This window comes from Shewanella alkalitolerans (assembly GCF_019457575.1).
Lineage (GTDB): Bacteria > Pseudomonadota > Gammaproteobacteria > Enterobacterales > Shewanellaceae > Shewanella > Shewanella loihica.
Genome location: NZ_CP080422.1, coordinates 992,370 through 1,008,289 on the forward strand (window position 1 = coordinate 992,370; position 15,920 = coordinate 1,008,289).

The 15,920-nt window shown below is 55.0% G+C and carries 15 protein-coding genes; 7 read left to right on the forward strand and 8 right to left on the reverse strand.

Going from position 1 to position 15,920, the window contains the following annotated elements; genetic code table 11:
• The first annotated feature begins 33 nt into the window (after positions 1–33).
• On the forward strand, positions 34–516 hold the full coding sequence (folA, locus tag K0J45_RS04450) for a type 3 dihydrofolate reductase (protein ID WP_220044418.1): 483 nt from the start codon (positions 34–36) through the stop codon (positions 514–516).
• 85 nt (positions 517–601) lie between these two features.
• The gene (locus K0J45_RS04455; protein ID WP_220044419.1) at positions 602–994 is read left to right on the forward strand and encodes a DUF3718 domain-containing protein; all 393 of its coding nucleotides are present in this window, start codon (positions 602–604) and stop codon (positions 992–994) included.
• Between the two features lie 104 nt (positions 995–1,098).
• Here K0J45_RS04455 and K0J45_RS04460 read toward each other — a convergent pair whose 3' ends face one another.
• The 7 genes from K0J45_RS04460 to lptD form a co-directional block, all read right to left on the reverse strand.
• A complete protein-coding gene (locus tag K0J45_RS04460) occupies positions 1,099–3,123 on the reverse strand; it encodes a methyl-accepting chemotaxis protein (protein ID WP_220044420.1) in 2,025 nt (674 codons plus the stop codon).
• A 104-nt stretch (positions 3,124–3,227) separates the two neighbouring features.
• Complete coding sequence (locus K0J45_RS04465; protein WP_220044422.1) at positions 3,228–4,052, reverse strand: symmetrical bis(5'-nucleosyl)-tetraphosphatase; 825 nt, start codon at positions 4,050–4,052, stop codon at positions 3,228–3,230.
• 26 nt (positions 4,053–4,078) lie between these two features.
• Complete coding sequence (apaG, locus tag K0J45_RS04470; RefSeq protein WP_011864684.1) at positions 4,079–4,459, reverse strand: Co2+/Mg2+ efflux protein ApaG; 381 nt, start codon at positions 4,457–4,459, stop codon at positions 4,079–4,081.
• Positions 4,460–4,510: 51 nt separating this feature from the next.
• The gene (gene rsmA / locus K0J45_RS04475; RefSeq protein ID WP_144200841.1) at positions 4,511–5,320 is read right to left on the reverse strand and encodes a 16S rRNA (adenine(1518)-N(6)/adenine(1519)-N(6))-dimethyltransferase RsmA; all 810 of its coding nucleotides are present in this window, start codon (positions 5,318–5,320) and stop codon (positions 4,511–4,513) included.
• Between the two features lie 2 nt (positions 5,321–5,322).
• Entirely contained in the window at positions 5,323–6,321 is a 999-nt protein-coding gene (pdxA, locus tag K0J45_RS04480; RefSeq protein WP_220044424.1) for a 4-hydroxythreonine-4-phosphate dehydrogenase PdxA, read from the reverse strand.
• 5 nt (positions 6,322–6,326) lie between these two features.
• Entirely contained in the window at positions 6,327–7,631 is a 1,305-nt protein-coding gene (surA, locus tag K0J45_RS04485; RefSeq protein WP_144200845.1) for a peptidylprolyl isomerase SurA, read from the reverse strand.
• 126 nt (positions 7,632–7,757) lie between these two features.
• Positions 7,758–10,079, reverse strand: a complete 2,322-nt coding sequence (gene lptD / locus K0J45_RS04490; RefSeq protein WP_220044425.1) for an LPS assembly protein LptD — start codon at positions 10,077–10,079, stop codon at positions 7,758–7,760.
• Positions 10,080–10,235: 156 nt separating this feature from the next.
• On the opposite strand from lptD, the gene K0J45_RS04495 reads away from it, so the two are divergent.
• From K0J45_RS04495 to K0J45_RS04515, 5 genes are read left to right on the forward strand one after another with little or no spacing between them, the layout of a single operon-like run.
• Positions 10,236–11,273, forward strand: coding sequence for an aminoglycoside phosphotransferase family protein (locus K0J45_RS04495; protein ID WP_220044427.1), 1,038 nt, complete (start codon positions 10,236–10,238; stop codon positions 11,271–11,273).
• Positions 11,273–11,974 carry an N-acetylmuramate alpha-1-phosphate uridylyltransferase MurU gene (gene murU, locus K0J45_RS04500; protein WP_220044429.1) on the forward strand — a complete coding sequence of 234 codons (702 nt, stop codon included), beginning with the start codon at positions 11,273–11,275 and terminating at the stop codon, positions 11,972–11,974. The genes K0J45_RS04495 and murU overlap by 1 nt, the downstream gene beginning before the upstream one ends.
• Before the next feature lie 52 nt (positions 11,975–12,026).
• Positions 12,027–12,803 (forward strand): co-chaperone DjlA, encoded by a 777-nt coding sequence (gene djlA / locus K0J45_RS04505; RefSeq protein WP_220044430.1) that lies wholly within the window; start codon positions 12,027–12,029, stop codon positions 12,801–12,803.
• Between the two features lie 22 nt (positions 12,804–12,825).
• Entirely contained in the window at positions 12,826–13,470 is a 645-nt protein-coding gene (locus K0J45_RS04510) for an outer membrane beta-barrel protein (protein ID WP_220044431.1), read from the forward strand.
• A gap of 20 nt (positions 13,471–13,490) precedes the next feature.
• On the forward strand, positions 13,491–14,444 hold the full coding sequence (locus K0J45_RS04515; protein ID WP_220044433.1) for a D-2-hydroxyacid dehydrogenase: 954 nt from the start codon (positions 13,491–13,493) through the stop codon (positions 14,442–14,444).
• A gap of 84 nt (positions 14,445–14,528) precedes the next feature.
• Here K0J45_RS04515 and purT read toward each other — a convergent pair whose 3' ends face one another.
• Positions 14,529–15,707, reverse strand: a complete 1,179-nt coding sequence (gene purT / locus K0J45_RS04520) for a formate-dependent phosphoribosylglycinamide formyltransferase (protein ID WP_220044434.1) — start codon at positions 15,705–15,707, stop codon at positions 14,529–14,531.
• Positions 15,708–15,920 lie beyond the last annotated feature (213 nt).

The window sequence follows — 15,920 nt, forward strand, 5'->3', positions numbered from 1 at the left end:
CCCTACAGACGGCACAAGACCGTTGGAGAGCCCATGAAAATAGCTATGATTGCCGCGATGGCAAATAACCGGGTTATCGGCAAAGATAATCAGATGCCCTGGCACCTGCCGGAAGACCTGCGCCACTTTAAACAGATGACCCTAGGTAAGCCTGTGGTCATGGGCCGTAAGACCTTCGAATCCATCGGCAGACCCCTGCCTGGACGCCACAACCTAGTGGTGAGCCGGCAAGAAGATCTGGTTATCGAGGGCGTGACCTGTGTGACCTCATTCGAACAGGCCAAGGAATTGGTGCAGGGCTGTGAGGAGTTGGTGGTGATAGGCGGTGGCCAGCTTTATGCCGAGCTATTGCCTCAGGCGGATCGCCTGTATCTGACAGAGATCAATCTCGATGTCGAGGGCGATACCCATTTCCCGGAGTGGGATGATGGCAGTTGGCAGCTGCTCGACAGTGAATCTCACATAAATGATAAAGGTTTGGAATATCGCTTTATCAATTTGGCAAAAAAATGTTAACTTATGGTGTTACCCCGAGTTGTCTTTAGGCATCACTTTAGTGATAGCTTACTGAAAAAAATAATAAATATTATAGGAGTACCCGATGCGTTTTTTACCGACTACGTTAGCTGTGGTGATTGCAGCCTCTGTTTATACCGTTCCAGCGCCAGTTCAAGCAAACGATCAACTCGTTGCCAACATCTGTAACTATGTTCAGGCCGATGATAAAAACCGTTTACGTAAGAAATTGAAAGAAGCACGCGTTAAGCTACGCAACGTGTATGAAGGGGTGACCTGTGATGGCAACAGCCTGTTGCGTTTCGCCATGATTAGCGGTGCCAACGACGTGGGCGAGTTCATGAGCAAGCGTCTCTCCACCGAAGAGTTGAGTGTCAAGGAAGCCGATGGTCTGACGGTTGTCGAATGGGCCGAGGGTAACGGTCACGGCGGTAGCCCAATTACCGCGGCAGTCAAGGAACGCCTCGCAGGTAACTAATCTGCCAAAACGCTTCGAGTAAGCATAAAAAACCGGACCCTAGAGTCCGGTTTTTTTGTACCTATTTAAAGCCGTTACTATGTCTTTAACTTTGGCTTTAGCTTTTACACCTTAAATTCGCCCACAGAGGCCTGGAGCTCTTCGGCAAGCTGGGCCACCTGATGGCTAGATTGTGCCGTTTGGTCGGCACCTGTGGCCGTCTCTTCGGAGATCGCGGCGATATGCTCTAGCTTCTCAGACACCTGCTGGCTCACCAGGTTCTGCTCCTGGGCCGCATTGGCAATATGAGTACCAGAGTCATGGGCATAGTGCACCGCATTGCTGATGCTCTCCAGGGCGACGTTGGCCTGCTCTGTCTTCTCGACACAGCTGTTGGCCTGCTGACGGCCCAGCTCCATCACGGAAACGGCTTCCTGGGTACCCTGTTGTAGCACCTGAATCATCTGCTGGATCTCTTGAGTCGAGTCCTGGGTGCGAGATGCCAGACTGCGAACCTCATCGGCCACCACGGCAAAGCCTCGGCCCTGTTCACCGGCCCTGGCGGCCTCGATGGCGGCGTTCAGCGCCAGCAGGTTGGTCTGTTCGGCGATGCCACGGATCACATCCAATATCGAGCCGATAGAGGCGCTGTCTGAGTGAACCTTGTTGATCACCTGTCCCGCCTTGGCGACTTCGTCGGCCAGCGCCAGTATGGTGCGCTTATTCTCATCGGCGATGGCACGCATATGCTGCGCCTCTTCATCGGCTTGCCTGATCTGGTTCAGGGCCTCGTCGGCACTTGTGCTTACCTGCATGGCACTTGAGCTGAGCTGGGTCGTGGCGGTTGCCACCTGATCGACCTGGTTCTTCTGCTCTTGAATGCCTGCTGTGGTCTGCGCTGTGATGGCTGACGTTTCTTCGGCGGCGGCAGCCAGTTGGTTAGAGCGGTCCAGGATCCCTTGGATCAGGGTGCGCAGGCTGTCGACTAACCTGTTACAGTTGCGCGACAGCTCGGCAAATTCGTCATGGCCGCTGTCATCCAGCTTATGGGTCAGGTTACCTGAGGCCAGGATATTGAGGGCGTTGTTGACCTTATCGAGTGAGTTCTTAAGCGGGCGGATCACCGCGATACTCACCAGCACCGCCACGACGATGGCGATCAGGACCAGTGCCAGGGTCTTATAGCTGGCGCTGTCGATTTCGTCGATCGCCTTGACGCTTACGGCCTGTGAGGTGGACTCGATCGCCTTGTTCAGGCTGCCCATGCTCTGGTTAACGGCGGTGGCGTTGGATTCGACGGTATTAAGCAGTTGACTGGCCTGCAGGTTGAAATCCAGCTGCTGACCCTTGCGCTTAAGAATCGAGTCTGGGCCGTTGAGCATGGTGAATACCTTGCTCGCCTCGGTGTTGATATTGTCCAGCGCTTCCTGGTCGATGACGCCTTCCCAGTGGCGGCTCACATATTCCAGCTTGTTTTGCGCTTCGCTGATGATGTAGTCCAGCTCCTTGAGTATGGTCTCGTACTTGGACTTCTCCTTGGCATTGACCAGGTCATAGCTGCTGGTGATCAGGTTGCTGAAGCTGTTGTCTATGTTGCTGGCGGTGGCAGCAATTTCACGTTCTGTGGGATCTTGACTGGTCTCCAGATCGATAAGGTCCAGTAGTAGTGATGCGGTATCATCGGCGGCGCTTTCGAGACTTTCCAGGTTGTCGACCAAAGATTCCTGAGTCTGCAGCGACTGCTCTCTGGCCTGCATCATCTTGAGGCTGTTGTCGTTGAACGACTGGTAGTTGGCCCTGAGTGACTTGATCTGGCCGCCAAGATTATCCTCGTGGCCTTGAATGATACGATTGAGTTGATCCAGTTCGGTGATAAAGCCTTTGCTGAGGCTGGTGAATTGGCTGCGAACCTGAGGCAGTTCTTTGGATTGCTTGCTATGGAAGGCTACCAGTAGCTGCTTTTCTTGCAATGCAAGATTTTGTGTCAGGCCATTGCTGCTCTTTAGGGCGGGAAGGCTCAGGTCTTGCAAAACGAGGGTGCTGCTCTTGATGTTGTCGTTGGTGACCAAGGACGCCACACCTAAGACGATAAGCAGTAAGGTGACGACACTAAATCCACCGATGACTCGAGTGGCGACATTCAATTTCATAGGGCACTCCGGTTTTTGTTGTTATATCCCTAATTACATAACATATTCTCAGGGCTGGGCGGTGATATCCGCTCATTTTTTTATCGGCCAAGCTAAGGGCTAGTTTAACTCTTTTTTAACTTATTTTGGGTAATTTTTTGATTCGATTCAAGATGCCAGAGGGTTAAATATTGTCCCCAGCAGCACCCGGTATCCAGTGCCTGCAGCCCAGGCTGGTTCACCTCTCCCATCAGGGCCGCCCAATGGCCAAAGACCAAAGTATGGCCTTTCATGGCCCGGCCTGGTTGTTTAAACCAGGGGATCAAGCCTTCCTTCTCGCCTTTCGCTGGCGGCAGCTTACAATCGAAGTTTAATCGACCATCGCTGTGGAGGAAACGCATCCGGGTAAGGGCGTTGATGGTATAGACGAGGCGTTTGAGCCCCTTGGTTTCGGGAGACCACTCGCTGACCGAGTTAGTGTACATCTTGGCGATGAGGCGCTCGATATAGTCATCTCTTGCCAGTGCTTCCTGTACCTTGCGCGACTCCTTGAGGGCGGTTTTAACGTCCCACTGGGGCGGAATGCCGGCGTGAGCCATCAAGACAGAATGGGCCTTATGTTCCCGGGCCAGTGGCTGTAGCCTGAGCCAATCGATGAGCTGGTTGAGATCCGGCGCCGCTAACAGGGCGCCCAGGTTATCCTTGGGATTGACCCGTTTCACCTTGCCGTGCAGCGCCATCAGGTGCAGGTCGTGATTGCCCAGCACGGATTTTACCGAGCCCTCAAGCCCCTTGAGGTAACGCAGTGTCTCCAGGGATTGGGTGCCCCTGGCCACCATGTCGCCGACCACCCAGAGCTCATCTTTGGAAGGGTTAAAGTCCACCTTGGCCAGTAGGGCCTGGAGCTCATCGAAACAGCCCTGTATATCGCCCACGAAGTATGTTGCCATAGATGCTCTCGGTTCGCTGTGTCGAATTAATGCAGCAGGCCGGGGGCCGCTAGACGGAAGGGGGCGATGGGCGCCTTGAAGGTCTCACCCTGTTCGGTCACCATCACATAGTAGCCCTGCATGACGGCAAAGGGCGTCTCGCATACCGTACCACTGGTGTATTGGTAGGCGGTATTAGGCTTGATGGTGGGGGTCTCGCCAACCACACCTGCGCCTTCGACCTTACTCTCATGGCCATTGGCGTCTGTAATGCACCACATGCGGCTCTTCAGAGTGACGGCTTCATCCCCTAAGTTGATGATGGTGATGGTGTAGCTGAACAGGTATCTCTCTTCTTCGGGCGAAGATTGCTCTTCGATATAGTCGGTTTTGACCTCAATCCTGATTGAGGATTCGAGTTGTTTCATTCGGATCCCTAAAGGTTAACGGGTGGGAGGCGCACAGCGCCTCCGTCACGGTTAGGCTTGGCGTTTATCGACCAGATGGTTGGCCATGGCGACATATTGCTGCACTGTGATCTGCTCAGGGCGCATGCTGGCATCTATGCCCAGCGCGCTGAAGTCGTCATCGTTCAACAACTGCTTGAGGTTGTTACGCAGTGTCTTACGGCGCATGTTAAAGGCCGTGGTACACAGGTGTCTTAGTAGATCCACATCTTTGCAGGGGTAAGGCTTCTCCTTGTAGGGGACGAGTCTCACCACGGCAGAGTCGACCTTTGGCGGCGGTGTGAAGCAGCCTGGTGGCACTTCGAGTACCGGCATTACCTGACAGAAATATTGCGCCATCACTGTCAAACGGCCATAGGCCTTGGTACCGGGTGCGGCGGAGAGTCTCAGTACCACCTCTTTTTGCAGCATAAAGTGCATATTCTCGATATGCTCGGCAAACTCAAACAGGTGGAACATCAGCGGCGTAGAGATGTTGTAGGGCAGGTTGCCAAACACCTTCATCTGCTTGCCTTCTTCGACCAGCTGCATGAAATCGAATTTCAGCGCGTCGCCCTGGTGGATCTCCAGCTTGTCTTTGAGAAACGGATGTGTCTGCAGACGCTCAACCAGATCTTTATCCAGCTCGACCACGGTCAGCTTGTCAATGCTTTCGGCTACCGGCTCGGTAAGCGCCGCCAGGCCTGGGCCAATCTCGACCATCACGTGATCGTTATCGGGCGAGATGGCGCCGACGATACGATTGATCACATTGCTGTCGGTCAAAAAGTTTTGTCCGAAACGTTTTCTCGCCGTGTGGCCTAAATGTACTTTATTACTCATTACTACTCTTTAAGTGACTCATTCTTGGTGGCTAGTTCGATAGCCTTGTTTAGCGCGCAGACAAAACTGCCGATGTCGGCCTTGCCTGTGCCTGCCAGCTCCAGTGCCGTACCATGGTCGACCGAGGTGCGGATATAGGGCAGCCCTAGGGTGATATTGACCGAGCTGCCAAAGCCCTGGGATTTCAGCACCGGCAGTCCCTGATCGTGATACATGGCGAGGATCACATCGGCATCTTCCAGATACTTTGGCTGGAACAGGGTGTCGGCAGGCAGTGGCCCGACGATATTCATGTTTTGCTCGCGCAACTCGTTGAGCGCGGGAATGATCACATCGATCTCTTCGCGGCCCAGGTGGCCATCTTCACCCGCATGGGGGTTGAGGCCACAGACATAGATCTTAGGATCATCCAGAGCAAACTTGGTCACCAGATCTTTGTGCAAGATCTTGATGATCTGATGCAGACGGTCACGGGTGATCGCCTTAGACACATAGGCCAGCGGAATATGTGTGGTGACCAGCGCCACCTGCAGGCCTGGGGCTGCGAGCAGCATTACCACATCCTGACAGTTGGCCTGGTGGGCAAAGAACTCGGTATGACCGCTAAAGGGGATACCCGCCTGGTTGATGATCCCTTTGTGGACAGGGCCTGTCACCACGGCGTCGAACTCGCCATTCATGTTCTTCTCACCGGCATAGGCCAGGGTGTCGATCACATAGCTGCTGTTCTGTTCATCGAGCTTACCGCACACTGCTTCTTTTATCAGGGGGAAGGGCACTATGGTCAGGGTACCGGCTTCCTGCGGCTTAGGCGCCTGATTGGGCTGAAAGGGGCGCAGCTGGATCGGCAAGCCGATCTGCTTGGCGCGGCTGGTCAGCAAAGTGGGGTCGGCACAAACAACAAGCTCAGCGGGCCAAGCGCGCTGAGCAAGTTGAATGACTAAGTCTGGGCCCACACCGGCAGGTTCTCCCGGTGTGATGGCGATGCGTTTAGTCGTCAATATGATTAACCTCGATTGAAATCGGCATCGAATACTTCAATGTAAGCCTCTGCTCGCATTTCATCCAGCCAGTTTTGTAATTCTTCATTAAACTTGCGGCGGAAGATGAGCTGGTGCGCCCGATTAGTGTTAAATTTATCTGTCGCATCCGTTTTACGTCTCTCCTCCAGCTGCACTATGTGCCAGCCGTGGCTAGAACGGAATGGCTCACTGATCTCGTTGATCTTCAGTGCGCCCAATGTCTGTGCGAAGGCTGGTACGTAGACAGTAGGATCTGCCCAGCCCAGTTCGCCGCCCTTGGCCGCCGAACCTGGATCTTCGCTGTATTGACGGGCCAGGGTAGCAAAGTCTGCTTCGCCGCTTCTCAGCTGGGCCGCAAACTTGTCGAGCATCGCCTTGGCACGCTCTTCCGACAGGATAGGCGACGGCTTGATCAGTATATGACGTGAACGTACTTCGTCAATTTCTTTGGTCTGCAGGCCGCGGGCATCCATCACCTTGATGATGTGGAAGCCGGCGCCGCTGCGCACAGGGCCTATGATGTCACCCGTCTTGGCGCCGACTAAAAGCTCGGCGAACAGGGTTGGCATTTCATTGACGTTCATGTAATCCCAGATACCGCCTTCCAGCGCCTTAGGGCCAGAAGAGGAGGCGATGGCGGTCTGTTTGAAGTCGGCATTGTCTTGTAGGCGCTTGAGCACGGCGTTGGCGCGGCTGCTGGCGGCTTCAAGTTGTTCGCTGTTAGGGCTGTTGGGCACCTCGATCAGGATATGACCGATCTGGTACTCCACCTGCTGCATACCCTGTTCTTCGATTAGCTTAACCAGGCTGTTGATCTCCTGTGGAGAAACCTGGATACGACGCTGTACCTGAATACGTTGGATCTCGCCTAGGGTGATCTCTTCGCGTAGCTGCTCGCGGTATTGGCTCCAGCTCATGCCTTCGGCCTCGACCTTTTCGCGCATCATCTCAGGAGTCATCTTCTGCTCCTTGGCGATGTTCTCGATTGTCTGGTCCAGCTGCAGGTCACCGATGTGTAGACCGATGCGGTCGGCCATCTGTAGTTGCAGACGGGTCACGATCAGACGCTCGATCACCTGAGTGCGTAGCGCCTTGTCAGAAGGTAATGACTGGCCGGCGGCTTTTGCGTTGGCTTTGACTGTCTTCAACATGTTGACGATTTCGCTTTCCAGCACTATGCCTTCGTTGATCTGAACCGTCACCCTATCCAGGGGCACGTTCTCGGCCATCGCGCCGTGGCTCATCGCCAATGTAAGTAAAGCAAAAATCAGTTGTTTACAGGGTTTCATCCACAAAAATCCTTGGCATATTCAGGTCGGTCGACACAGGTGTCGACCGAGTATCTAATTCGACTATTCAGATTGGACTACAAGTCCGTATCTAGGTTCAGCGCAAAGCCGATTAAAATATCAAAACTAGTTTTTCAGGTAGAGCGGCTTGCGATAGTTAAACAGGCCATCGTTAAGCATGTCCGATACCCCAAGCGGGCCGGAGCCACCTAATCCCTTGATCACAAAGTTCAGGTAGAAGCCGCTTTCGAACAGCTCCCTATCGTTGAACGTGGGATCCAGGTTGTCCACATAGTTGGTTTTAATGCGGTAATGATAACTTAAGCGCACCGCCCAGCAACAAGATTCGTATTGAAATCCAGTGTAGGTCTCGACGCTACGTTTCTCATTGAGATCGTAATACCAGTTGCCCACGATATACCAGTTGTCGTTGATCGGCCAAGCCGTACGCAAGCCGGTTTGCGACACATTAACAGATTCGTTGGTGTTGCTGTTAACTAAATCGGGCACATAACGGTAGCTGAGCTGCAACAGCTTGTTGACCCCGGGGCGGAAATCCAGGGTGACCTCACTCTTCTTGTTGTTCTTGTTTTTGGTGTCATATTGAATGGCACCGCTCAAGAACCAATCGCTGTAGAGCTGAGTGTTGAGCTCCGCTGCCAGCACTGAGTTTGAGGTATTTTCCTGCTTAAAGATCTCGTTGGGACGGGAAGGATCTGTAATGCCTACCTTGCTGTCTTCGAAGTAGTAGATCTGACCCAGACTGAACTTGAAGCGCTCCAGGTTATGGTCGTCAAACAGACGGGTGGTCAAACCCAGTGTCATCTGGTTGGCGTCTGCGATACGGTCCAGACCCGAGAAGCGGCGATCCCTGAAGAGGCCGTAGTAGTCTTCCTGCAGCAGCGCAGTGTCATAGATGCCGATGTTGGACTGATCTTCATAGCCGACATACAGGTACTGGAACTGTGGCTCCAGGGTCTGACGATAGTTGGCATCGAAGTAGTCGGTGAAACGCTCGAAGTTAATCTGACCGTGAATGCGCACCTGGGGCAGGGTACGGCTCACCGAGCTGTCCAGCGGCTCAGTGCCTGTGTAGCTCTTGGTGTCCTGCCAGTAGTTGGTCTGCAGCAGCTTAAGCTCACTGGTCAGCGAACCGGCCGGCCCGTGGATCGGTAGTGAGACACTGGGCTCGAAGTGCAGGCGGCTGGCGGTAGCATATTGATCTTCCTTATGGCGGAAGTTGCTGGCTTCCCCCATGAGGTTGAAGTCCAAGCCTTGCCAGAAACCTGGGGCGCGATAGTTAAAGCCTATCTGCGGCATCACCTGATAGGGAGACTCTTCTTCACCCAATACCTTGATATCCTGCACCCGGGCTGACATGTCCCAGTTATCTTCGAAATAGGCGATTTCGCCTATGCGAGAGAGCTGGTTGTCGGTGGCGCGCAGCACGTCGGAGGGCAGATCGTTGAAGTAGTTGTTGTCCGACACATCGGTAAAGTTGGCCAGTACCCGCCAGTTGTCGGCGATGGCCCCCTGATGCTCCCAGTGGTAAAGGTAACGGTCGGCGCGGTTAGGCACCAGATCGTCATTGCTCAGGTATTCCACATTCAACTGCCCCTGCTGGGCCTCACCGGCGAGATAGCGAAATTCCGACTTAAGGAACAGGCCACGTGCCGACATATAGTGCGGAGTAAAGGTGAGATCATACTCTGGCGCTATGTTCCAGTAGTAGGGGGTCGCCACCTCGACACCATTGGTGGTGCTGGTGCTGAAATAGGGGAACAGGAAGCCTGACTTACGCTTTTCCGACACGGGAATCGTCATATAGGGCAGATAGAAGACGGGCACATCGCCTATCTTGAGCTTGGCATCCCAAAGCTCGCCCCACTCTTCGCTGCTGTCTATCTTGATGGTCTCGGCCTCTAGCAGCCAGGAGCTATCGCCCGGCGGACAGGTCGTGAAGTTGGTGTTCGACAGGTGCAGGTTGTTGTCTTGGGTGATCTCTAGGTTTTCCGCTTCGCCGTGGATCTGCTGACCGTGGAGCCAATATTGGGCACCCTTAAGTTGGGCGCTGTTGCTGCGCATCTCGGCGCTGAGAGAGTCGGCCGTGACGGTAAACATATTGTCCTGAAACACCAGGTTACCGTTGGCATCCAGGCGCTCGTTAGCCTGATCCAGTACCGCGCTGTCGGCGGCGATATGGCGGCCGCCTTGGCTGAAGGTCACATCTCCCTGGAAACTGGCCTTGTCACCCATCTTGGCTGCCGATGAGTCGGAAACGATCTTAATCTGCTGCAGATCTAGGGGACGTTCGTCTGTGCTGGGCTCAGGAATAGGAACGGGCGGGAGCACCAGACACTGGGCACCGGGCGCGGGAGTGGTTTCCGATTCGTCTGCCAAGACTAGCTGCGGGAGTAGCGCCAATGCCAATAAGTAACGGATATGCATCTTTTATCGTTTTTGTGGTTTCTTAGTCTAGACAAGTTATCGGTGAGAATAGTTGCATCCCCCTCGGGAAGCAACTTAGCAAAAGAGATAGAATCATCTTAATTGCTGTTTCTATTTTGCTTTATAATAAAGCAATTTTCTTCTAAGAGCCATGAGGTGCCCTTGTCAGATCCAAGATTTCTTGCCCTTAATTCATGGATAGCGCGAACTTTAGGCGATGAGGCGCGAGTCGCCTTAATTTCCGGTGACGCCAGTTTTCGCCGCTACTATCGTGTCCAGTTTTCAAACCAGACGTTTATTGCCATGGACTCGCCGCCGGATCTGGTGCCCGTCGCCCCTTTTATCGCCCTCGCAAACGCCTATCACGATCATGGCATACTGGCGCCTGAGGTTAAGGCCGCCGACCTGTCCCAAGGCTTTCTGCTGCTCTCGGATCTCGGTGATACCCAGCTGCTCGAGGTGCTAAACCAGGATAACGTCGGTCACTATTATGGCAAGGCACTTGGGCTGCTCGATAAGCTGCAGACCATCACCTCGGCGGCGGGGCAGCCCTTGCCCGATTATGATGACGCCTTCGTGCTGCGTGAGCTGAATATTTTCGTCGAGTGGTTGCTCGAGCATCATCTTAAGCTGGGCCTCGACAGCAATACCCGGCAGATAATCGATAAATGCTTCCACCTGCTTATCGATAACGTCGCCGAGCAGCCCAAGGTAGGCATGCACAGGGACTATCACAGCCGCAATCTCATGCTATGTGATGGTGAGCTGGCGGTGATCGATTTTCAAGATGCGGTCTTAGGTCCCATCACCTATGACGCCGTCTCCTTGCTGCGCGACTGCTATGTGCGCTGGCCGCTCGACGTGGTCGAGCCCTTGCTTGAGCAGCACTATAATCAGATGCGCGCCCTGGGCCGCCTCGGCGATGAGGTGAACTTGAGCCGGTATCGCCGCTGGTTCGATCTCATGGGGATGCAGCGCCACCTCAAGGCGGCGGGGATCTTCTGCCGTCTCAACTATCGCGACGCCAAGCCGGGCTACCTTAAAGATATCCCGCTGACTCTGAGTTATGTGTGTGACATAGGGGGGCAATATCCTGAGTTTGAGCCGTTTGTTGCCTGGTTAAGGCGAGAGGTGATGCCGCAGATGACGAGCGACAAGTTGTCGCAGCTGACAAATGAAACGGAGGCGCTGTGATGAAGGCCATGATACTCGCCGCCGGTCGCGGTGAACGCCTGCGCCCCCTGACCGACACCCTGCCTAAACCCCTGGCAGAAGTCGCGGGCAAGCCGCTCATCGTCTATCACATAGAGCGTCTTGCGGCCCTTGGCATCACAGAGATAGTGATCAACCACGCCTGGCTGGGCCACAAGCTCGAGGCCAGTCTGGGGGATGGCAGCGCCTGGGGCGTGAGTATCAGCTACAGCCCAGAGACAGAGGCGCTCGAGACAGGCGGCGGCATCAAGCAGGCCTTGCCTCTGCTTGGGGATGAGCCTTTTCTGGTGCTCAATGGCGATGTCTATATCGACAGCTTGCCGACGGTGAAGGGCCTGCCGCTGGATGCCGCACTCAATACGGCAAAGATTGCCGAGCTGATGAGCGAGCAGGAGGCTTATCTCTGGTTGGTGGATAACCCTAAGCAGCATCCACAGGGCGATTTTGCCCTGAGGGATGGCAAGGTGAATGATGAGGACGAGCCTAAGCTGACTTTTTCTGGCATGGCCATCTATCATCCGCGTTTCTTCGCCGGTACCTCGAATGGCCGTTTCGGCCTGGCGCCGCTATTGAGAGCCAAGATGCAGCAAGGGCTTATTGGCGGCGAGCATTACCCGCACCTCTGGTGCGATGTGGGCACGCTGGAGAGGCTTGAGTCACTGGACGCAGAGTTAAGGGCCTAGTATCAAAGACTAAGGTTTTTAGATGAAGGGTTGTTAGATTAAGGGTTGTTAGATGAAGATTTGGGGTAAGTTTTTCGGTTTTGCCATAGGTTTCATGTTTGGCCGCATCATAGGCGGACTCATAGGTCTCTGGCTCGGCCACCTCTATGACAAGAAGCGTGGCGAGGTGGAAAAGTTGATGGGTAAGGGCAGCGATCGCCAGGCGCTGTTCTTCAATACCGCCTTTGCCGTGATGGGCCACGTGGCCAAGGCCTCGGGCCAGGTGACAGAACATGATATCCGCTTGGCGACGGCGCTGATGGATCAGATGCGTCTGAGCGGCGATACCCGCCGTGAGGCCCAGGCGGCCTTTACCCAGGGCAAGGCCGCCGATTTCGACCTTAAGGCATCGCTGCGCACCTTCAGGTTGATCTCCATGGGGCGGCGAGAGCTGCTGCAGATGTTTCTGGAGATCCAGATCCAGACCGCCCTGTCAGACGCCAAGCTAGATGCCAAAGAACATGCCATACTCTTAACCGTGGCGCAGGAGCTGGGCTTTAGCCGCGAGCAACTCGACGAGCTGCTCAAGCGCTGGCAGGCGGAAGTGAACTTCCAGCGTCATGGTCGCCAGCAGACCTCCATCAAGGATGCCTACGAGGTGTTGGGGCTGGATGAGCAGGCGTCGGATCAGCAGGTGAAGCGCACCTATCGTAAGTTGATGAACGAGCATCACCCCGACAAGCTGGTTGCCAAGGGGTTACCCGCCGAGATGATGGAGCTGGCCAAACAGAAGGCGCAGGATATTCAGGCCGCCTACGACAGGGTAAAGCAAGACCGCGCCATGAGATGATTATCTAACAAAGGAGAGGGCGATGAAGCGAACAAGGCTGACCTTATTGACAGGACTCTTAGCATGGATGGCGGCCCAGTCTTTCTGGGCCCAGTCTGTTTGGGCAGAGTCGGATATTTACGTCGCCCCCTTCGGTGGTTATAGCTTCGGTGCCAGTGAGCTCGATGCCACTGATATCGACACCAATACCCAGGGTAACATCAGCATCAAGGATTCGAGCCACTACGGCATCATATTGGGGATGAAGACCCGGGATCCTGGCGATGTCTACCTGCTTTACAGCCACCAGAGCACAGATATGCACGCCGCGGGCATGTTCAACCCCAACCGTTTGGCAAAGCTTGAGCTGGATTACGTCCACCTGGGCGGCTCGCTCTATTTCCCCAAGGGCAACCTGCGTCCCTATGTTACCGTCAGTGTAGGCATGACCCAGATGCGCCCGTCGGGGGATTTCTCCGACGAGTCACGCTTCTCCATGGGAATTGGCGGCGGGGTGGAGTACCTGCTCGGCGATAACTTCAGCCTGTTTGCCGATGGCCGCGGCTACGCCACCTTTATCAACAGCGATAATGCGCTATTTTGCGATGCCAATCGTTGTATCTGGAATATCCGCGCCGATGTCATGTGGCAGGGCCAGGTGAACGCCGGATTTAAATACACCTTTTAACCCATAAGAGAGCAGTCTTAATGAAGATAGTGGTACTCGATGGTTACACCCTCAACCCTGGCGATCTCGACTGGCAGCCCCTCGCGGCGCTGGGCGAGTTTCACTGCTATGACAGAACCTCCCCGGCGGAACTCCTGGATCGTGCTCAGGGGGCCCAGGTACTGCTGACCAATAAGACTGTGCTCGACGCCGATGCGCTCAGGGCGCTGCCAGATCTTGAGTATATCGGCGTGCTCGCCACTGGCACCAACGTGGTGGACCTCAATGCCGCCAGCGAGCTTGGGATCAAGGTGACCAATGTGCCTGGCTATGGCCCGGATGCGGTAGCCCAGATGGTGTTTGCCCATATTCTTCATCACACCCAGCGTTTGTCGGACCATCACAACGCTGTGGTGGCCGGGGCCTGGTCTCAGGCGCCAGATTTCTGCTTTACCCTGGCGCCGTTACGGTCCCTAAAGGGTAAAACCCTCGGCTTGGTAGGGTTTGGCGACATAGGTCGGCAGGTGGCCACTATTGCCAAGGCGTTTCAGATGCGGGTGCTGGTCAACACGCCATCCATTAAGCATGACCTCCCTGAGGGGGTCAGCTGGTGTGAGCGTGAGGCGCTCTTTGCCAGCGCCGATATCATCTCACTGCACTGTCCGCTAACGCCGGATACCCAGCAGTTGATCAACCAAGAAAGGCTCAGCGCCATGAAGCCAAATGCCATCTTAATCAACACAGCCAGAGGCGGTCTGGTGGACGAGCAGGCCCTGGCCGATGCCCTGGCACAGGGGGAGATTGCCGCCGCCGGGGTGGATGTGCTTTCTAGCGAGCCGCCACAGGCTGACAATCCGCTGCTGAGCGCACCTCATATCAGCATCAGCCCGCATAACTCCTGGGCGACCAGGGAGGCGCGCCAGCAACTGCTGACGATAGCGGTCGATAACCTCAAGGGCTATCTGGCGGGTCAGTCGATGAACCTGGTGAATTAAGCTCTGATAATACGTTAAATCTAGATAGACAAAGGGCGCCTGATTCATGAGAAGAGGCGCCCTTTTTGTCATAGTTTTGCCGGATTAATCCAGAATCACCTCGACCTGTTTAGCCACGTTAAGCGCCTTGTCGATCGCCTCATCGATGGTATTGCCACGGGCCAGGCCGACACCGAGACGGCGGCGACCGTCGATATCCGGCTTGCCGAACAGGCGTAGCTGAGTGTTGGACTCAACGAGTGCCTGTGCCATCCCCTGGTAACCTATGTTGTGGCTGCTGCCTTCTGCCAGGATCACCGCCGAAGCCGATGGGCCGTGCTGCACTATGTTGGCGATCGGCAGGCCTAAGATGGCGCGCACATGCAGGGCGAACTCAGACAGATCTTGGCTGATGAGTGTCACCAGGCCGGTATCGTGGGGGCGAGGTGACACCTCAGAGAAGTAAACCTCCTCTTCCTTGATAAACAGCTCGACGCCAAATAGACCATAGCCACCCAGTGCCTCGACCACCTTGCGGCCTATCTCCTGCGCCTTGGCGAGTACGGCATCAGACATGGCCTGGGGTTGCCAGGACTCGCGGTAGTCACCATCTTCCTGACGGTGGCCTATGGGGTCGCAGAAGTGGATGCCATTGACGGCGCTGACGGTGAGCAGGGTGATCTCATAGTCGAAGGGCACGAAGCCTTCGACGATCACCCGGCCACCACCGGCGCGGCCACCTTCCTGGGCATAACGCCATGCCGCGAGGATCTGCTCCTCGCTGCGAATGATGCTCTGGCCCTTACCCGACGAGCTCATCACAGGCTTGACGACACAGGGCAGACCTATGTCGGCGACAGCCTGCTCAAATTCTGCCTGGGTGTCACAGAAGAAATAGGGTGAGGTGGGCAGCCCCAGCGTTTCGGCGGCCAGGCGGCGTATACCCTCGCGATCCATGGTGAGCTGGGCGGCCTTGGCCGTTGGGATCACCTTAAGGCCTTGGGCCTCCATCTCAACCAGAGTCTGGGTGGCGATTGCTTCGATCTCGGGGATCACCAGGTGAGGTAGTTCCTGCTCTATGATGGCGCGCAGGGCCTCGCCGTCCAGCATGTTGATCACATGAAATCTGTGACTGACCTGCATCGCTGGGGCGTTGGGATAGCGGTCGACGCCAATTACTTCAACTCCCAGACGTTGTAATTCGATGGCAACTTCTTTGCCGAGTTCGCCGCAGCCAAGCAGCATGGCGCGCAGCGCGCCGCGTGAATAGGGTGTGCCTATCATGGTGTGGGTACCTTTTTATCTTGAGTGGGTCGTTCGCCCAACTTAGGTTATTTGGCGATCATCTTACCCCGTCCACAGGAATAAGCAGACCCTTTGCGCCGACAAGTGTGTACTGGATCAAGATTCTGACGCGAATTAGAAAAGAAATATCAGCAATTTATGACTAGTATAGTTAAAGTAATGTTGCGAGGTTTACCCGTTTGCGCCAGTCTC

Excerpts from the sequence above, each read along its gene's own strand:
- folA (WP_220044418.1), top strand. The coding sequence starts at position 34 with ATGAAAATAGCTATGATTGCCGCGATGGCAAATAACCGGGTTATCGGC.
- K0J45_RS04455 (WP_220044419.1), top strand. The coding sequence starts at position 602 with ATGCGTTTTTTACCGACTACGTTAGCTGTGGTGATTGCAGCCTCTGTT.
- K0J45_RS04460 (WP_220044420.1), bottom strand. The coding sequence starts at position 3,123 with ATGAAATTGAATGTCGCCACTCGAGTCATCGGTGGATTTAGTGTCGTC.
- K0J45_RS04465 (WP_220044422.1), bottom strand. The coding sequence starts at position 4,052 with ATGGCAACATACTTCGTGGGCGATATACAGGGCTGTTTCGATGAGCTC.
- apaG (WP_011864684.1), bottom strand. The coding sequence starts at position 4,459 with ATGAAACAACTCGAATCCTCAATCAGGATTGAGGTCAAAACCGACTAT.
- rsmA (WP_144200841.1), bottom strand. The coding sequence starts at position 5,320 with ATGAGTAATAAAGTACATTTAGGCCACACGGCGAGAAAACGTTTCGGA.
- surA (WP_144200845.1), bottom strand. The coding sequence starts at position 7,631 with ATGAAACCCTGTAAACAACTGATTTTTGCTTTACTTACATTGGCGATG.
- lptD (WP_220044425.1), bottom strand. The coding sequence starts at position 10,079 with ATGCATATCCGTTACTTATTGGCATTGGCGCTACTCCCGCAGCTAGTC.
- murU (WP_220044429.1), top strand. The coding sequence starts at position 11,273 with ATGAAGGCCATGATACTCGCCGCCGGTCGCGGTGAACGCCTGCGCCCC.
- djlA (WP_220044430.1), top strand. The coding sequence starts at position 12,027 with ATGAAGATTTGGGGTAAGTTTTTCGGTTTTGCCATAGGTTTCATGTTT.
- K0J45_RS04510 (WP_220044431.1), top strand. The coding sequence starts at position 12,826 with ATGAAGCGAACAAGGCTGACCTTATTGACAGGACTCTTAGCATGGATG.
- K0J45_RS04515 (WP_220044433.1), top strand. The coding sequence starts at position 13,491 with ATGAAGATAGTGGTACTCGATGGTTACACCCTCAACCCTGGCGATCTC.
- purT (WP_220044434.1), bottom strand. The coding sequence starts at position 15,707 with ATGATAGGCACACCCTATTCACGCGGCGCGCTGCGCGCCATGCTGCTT.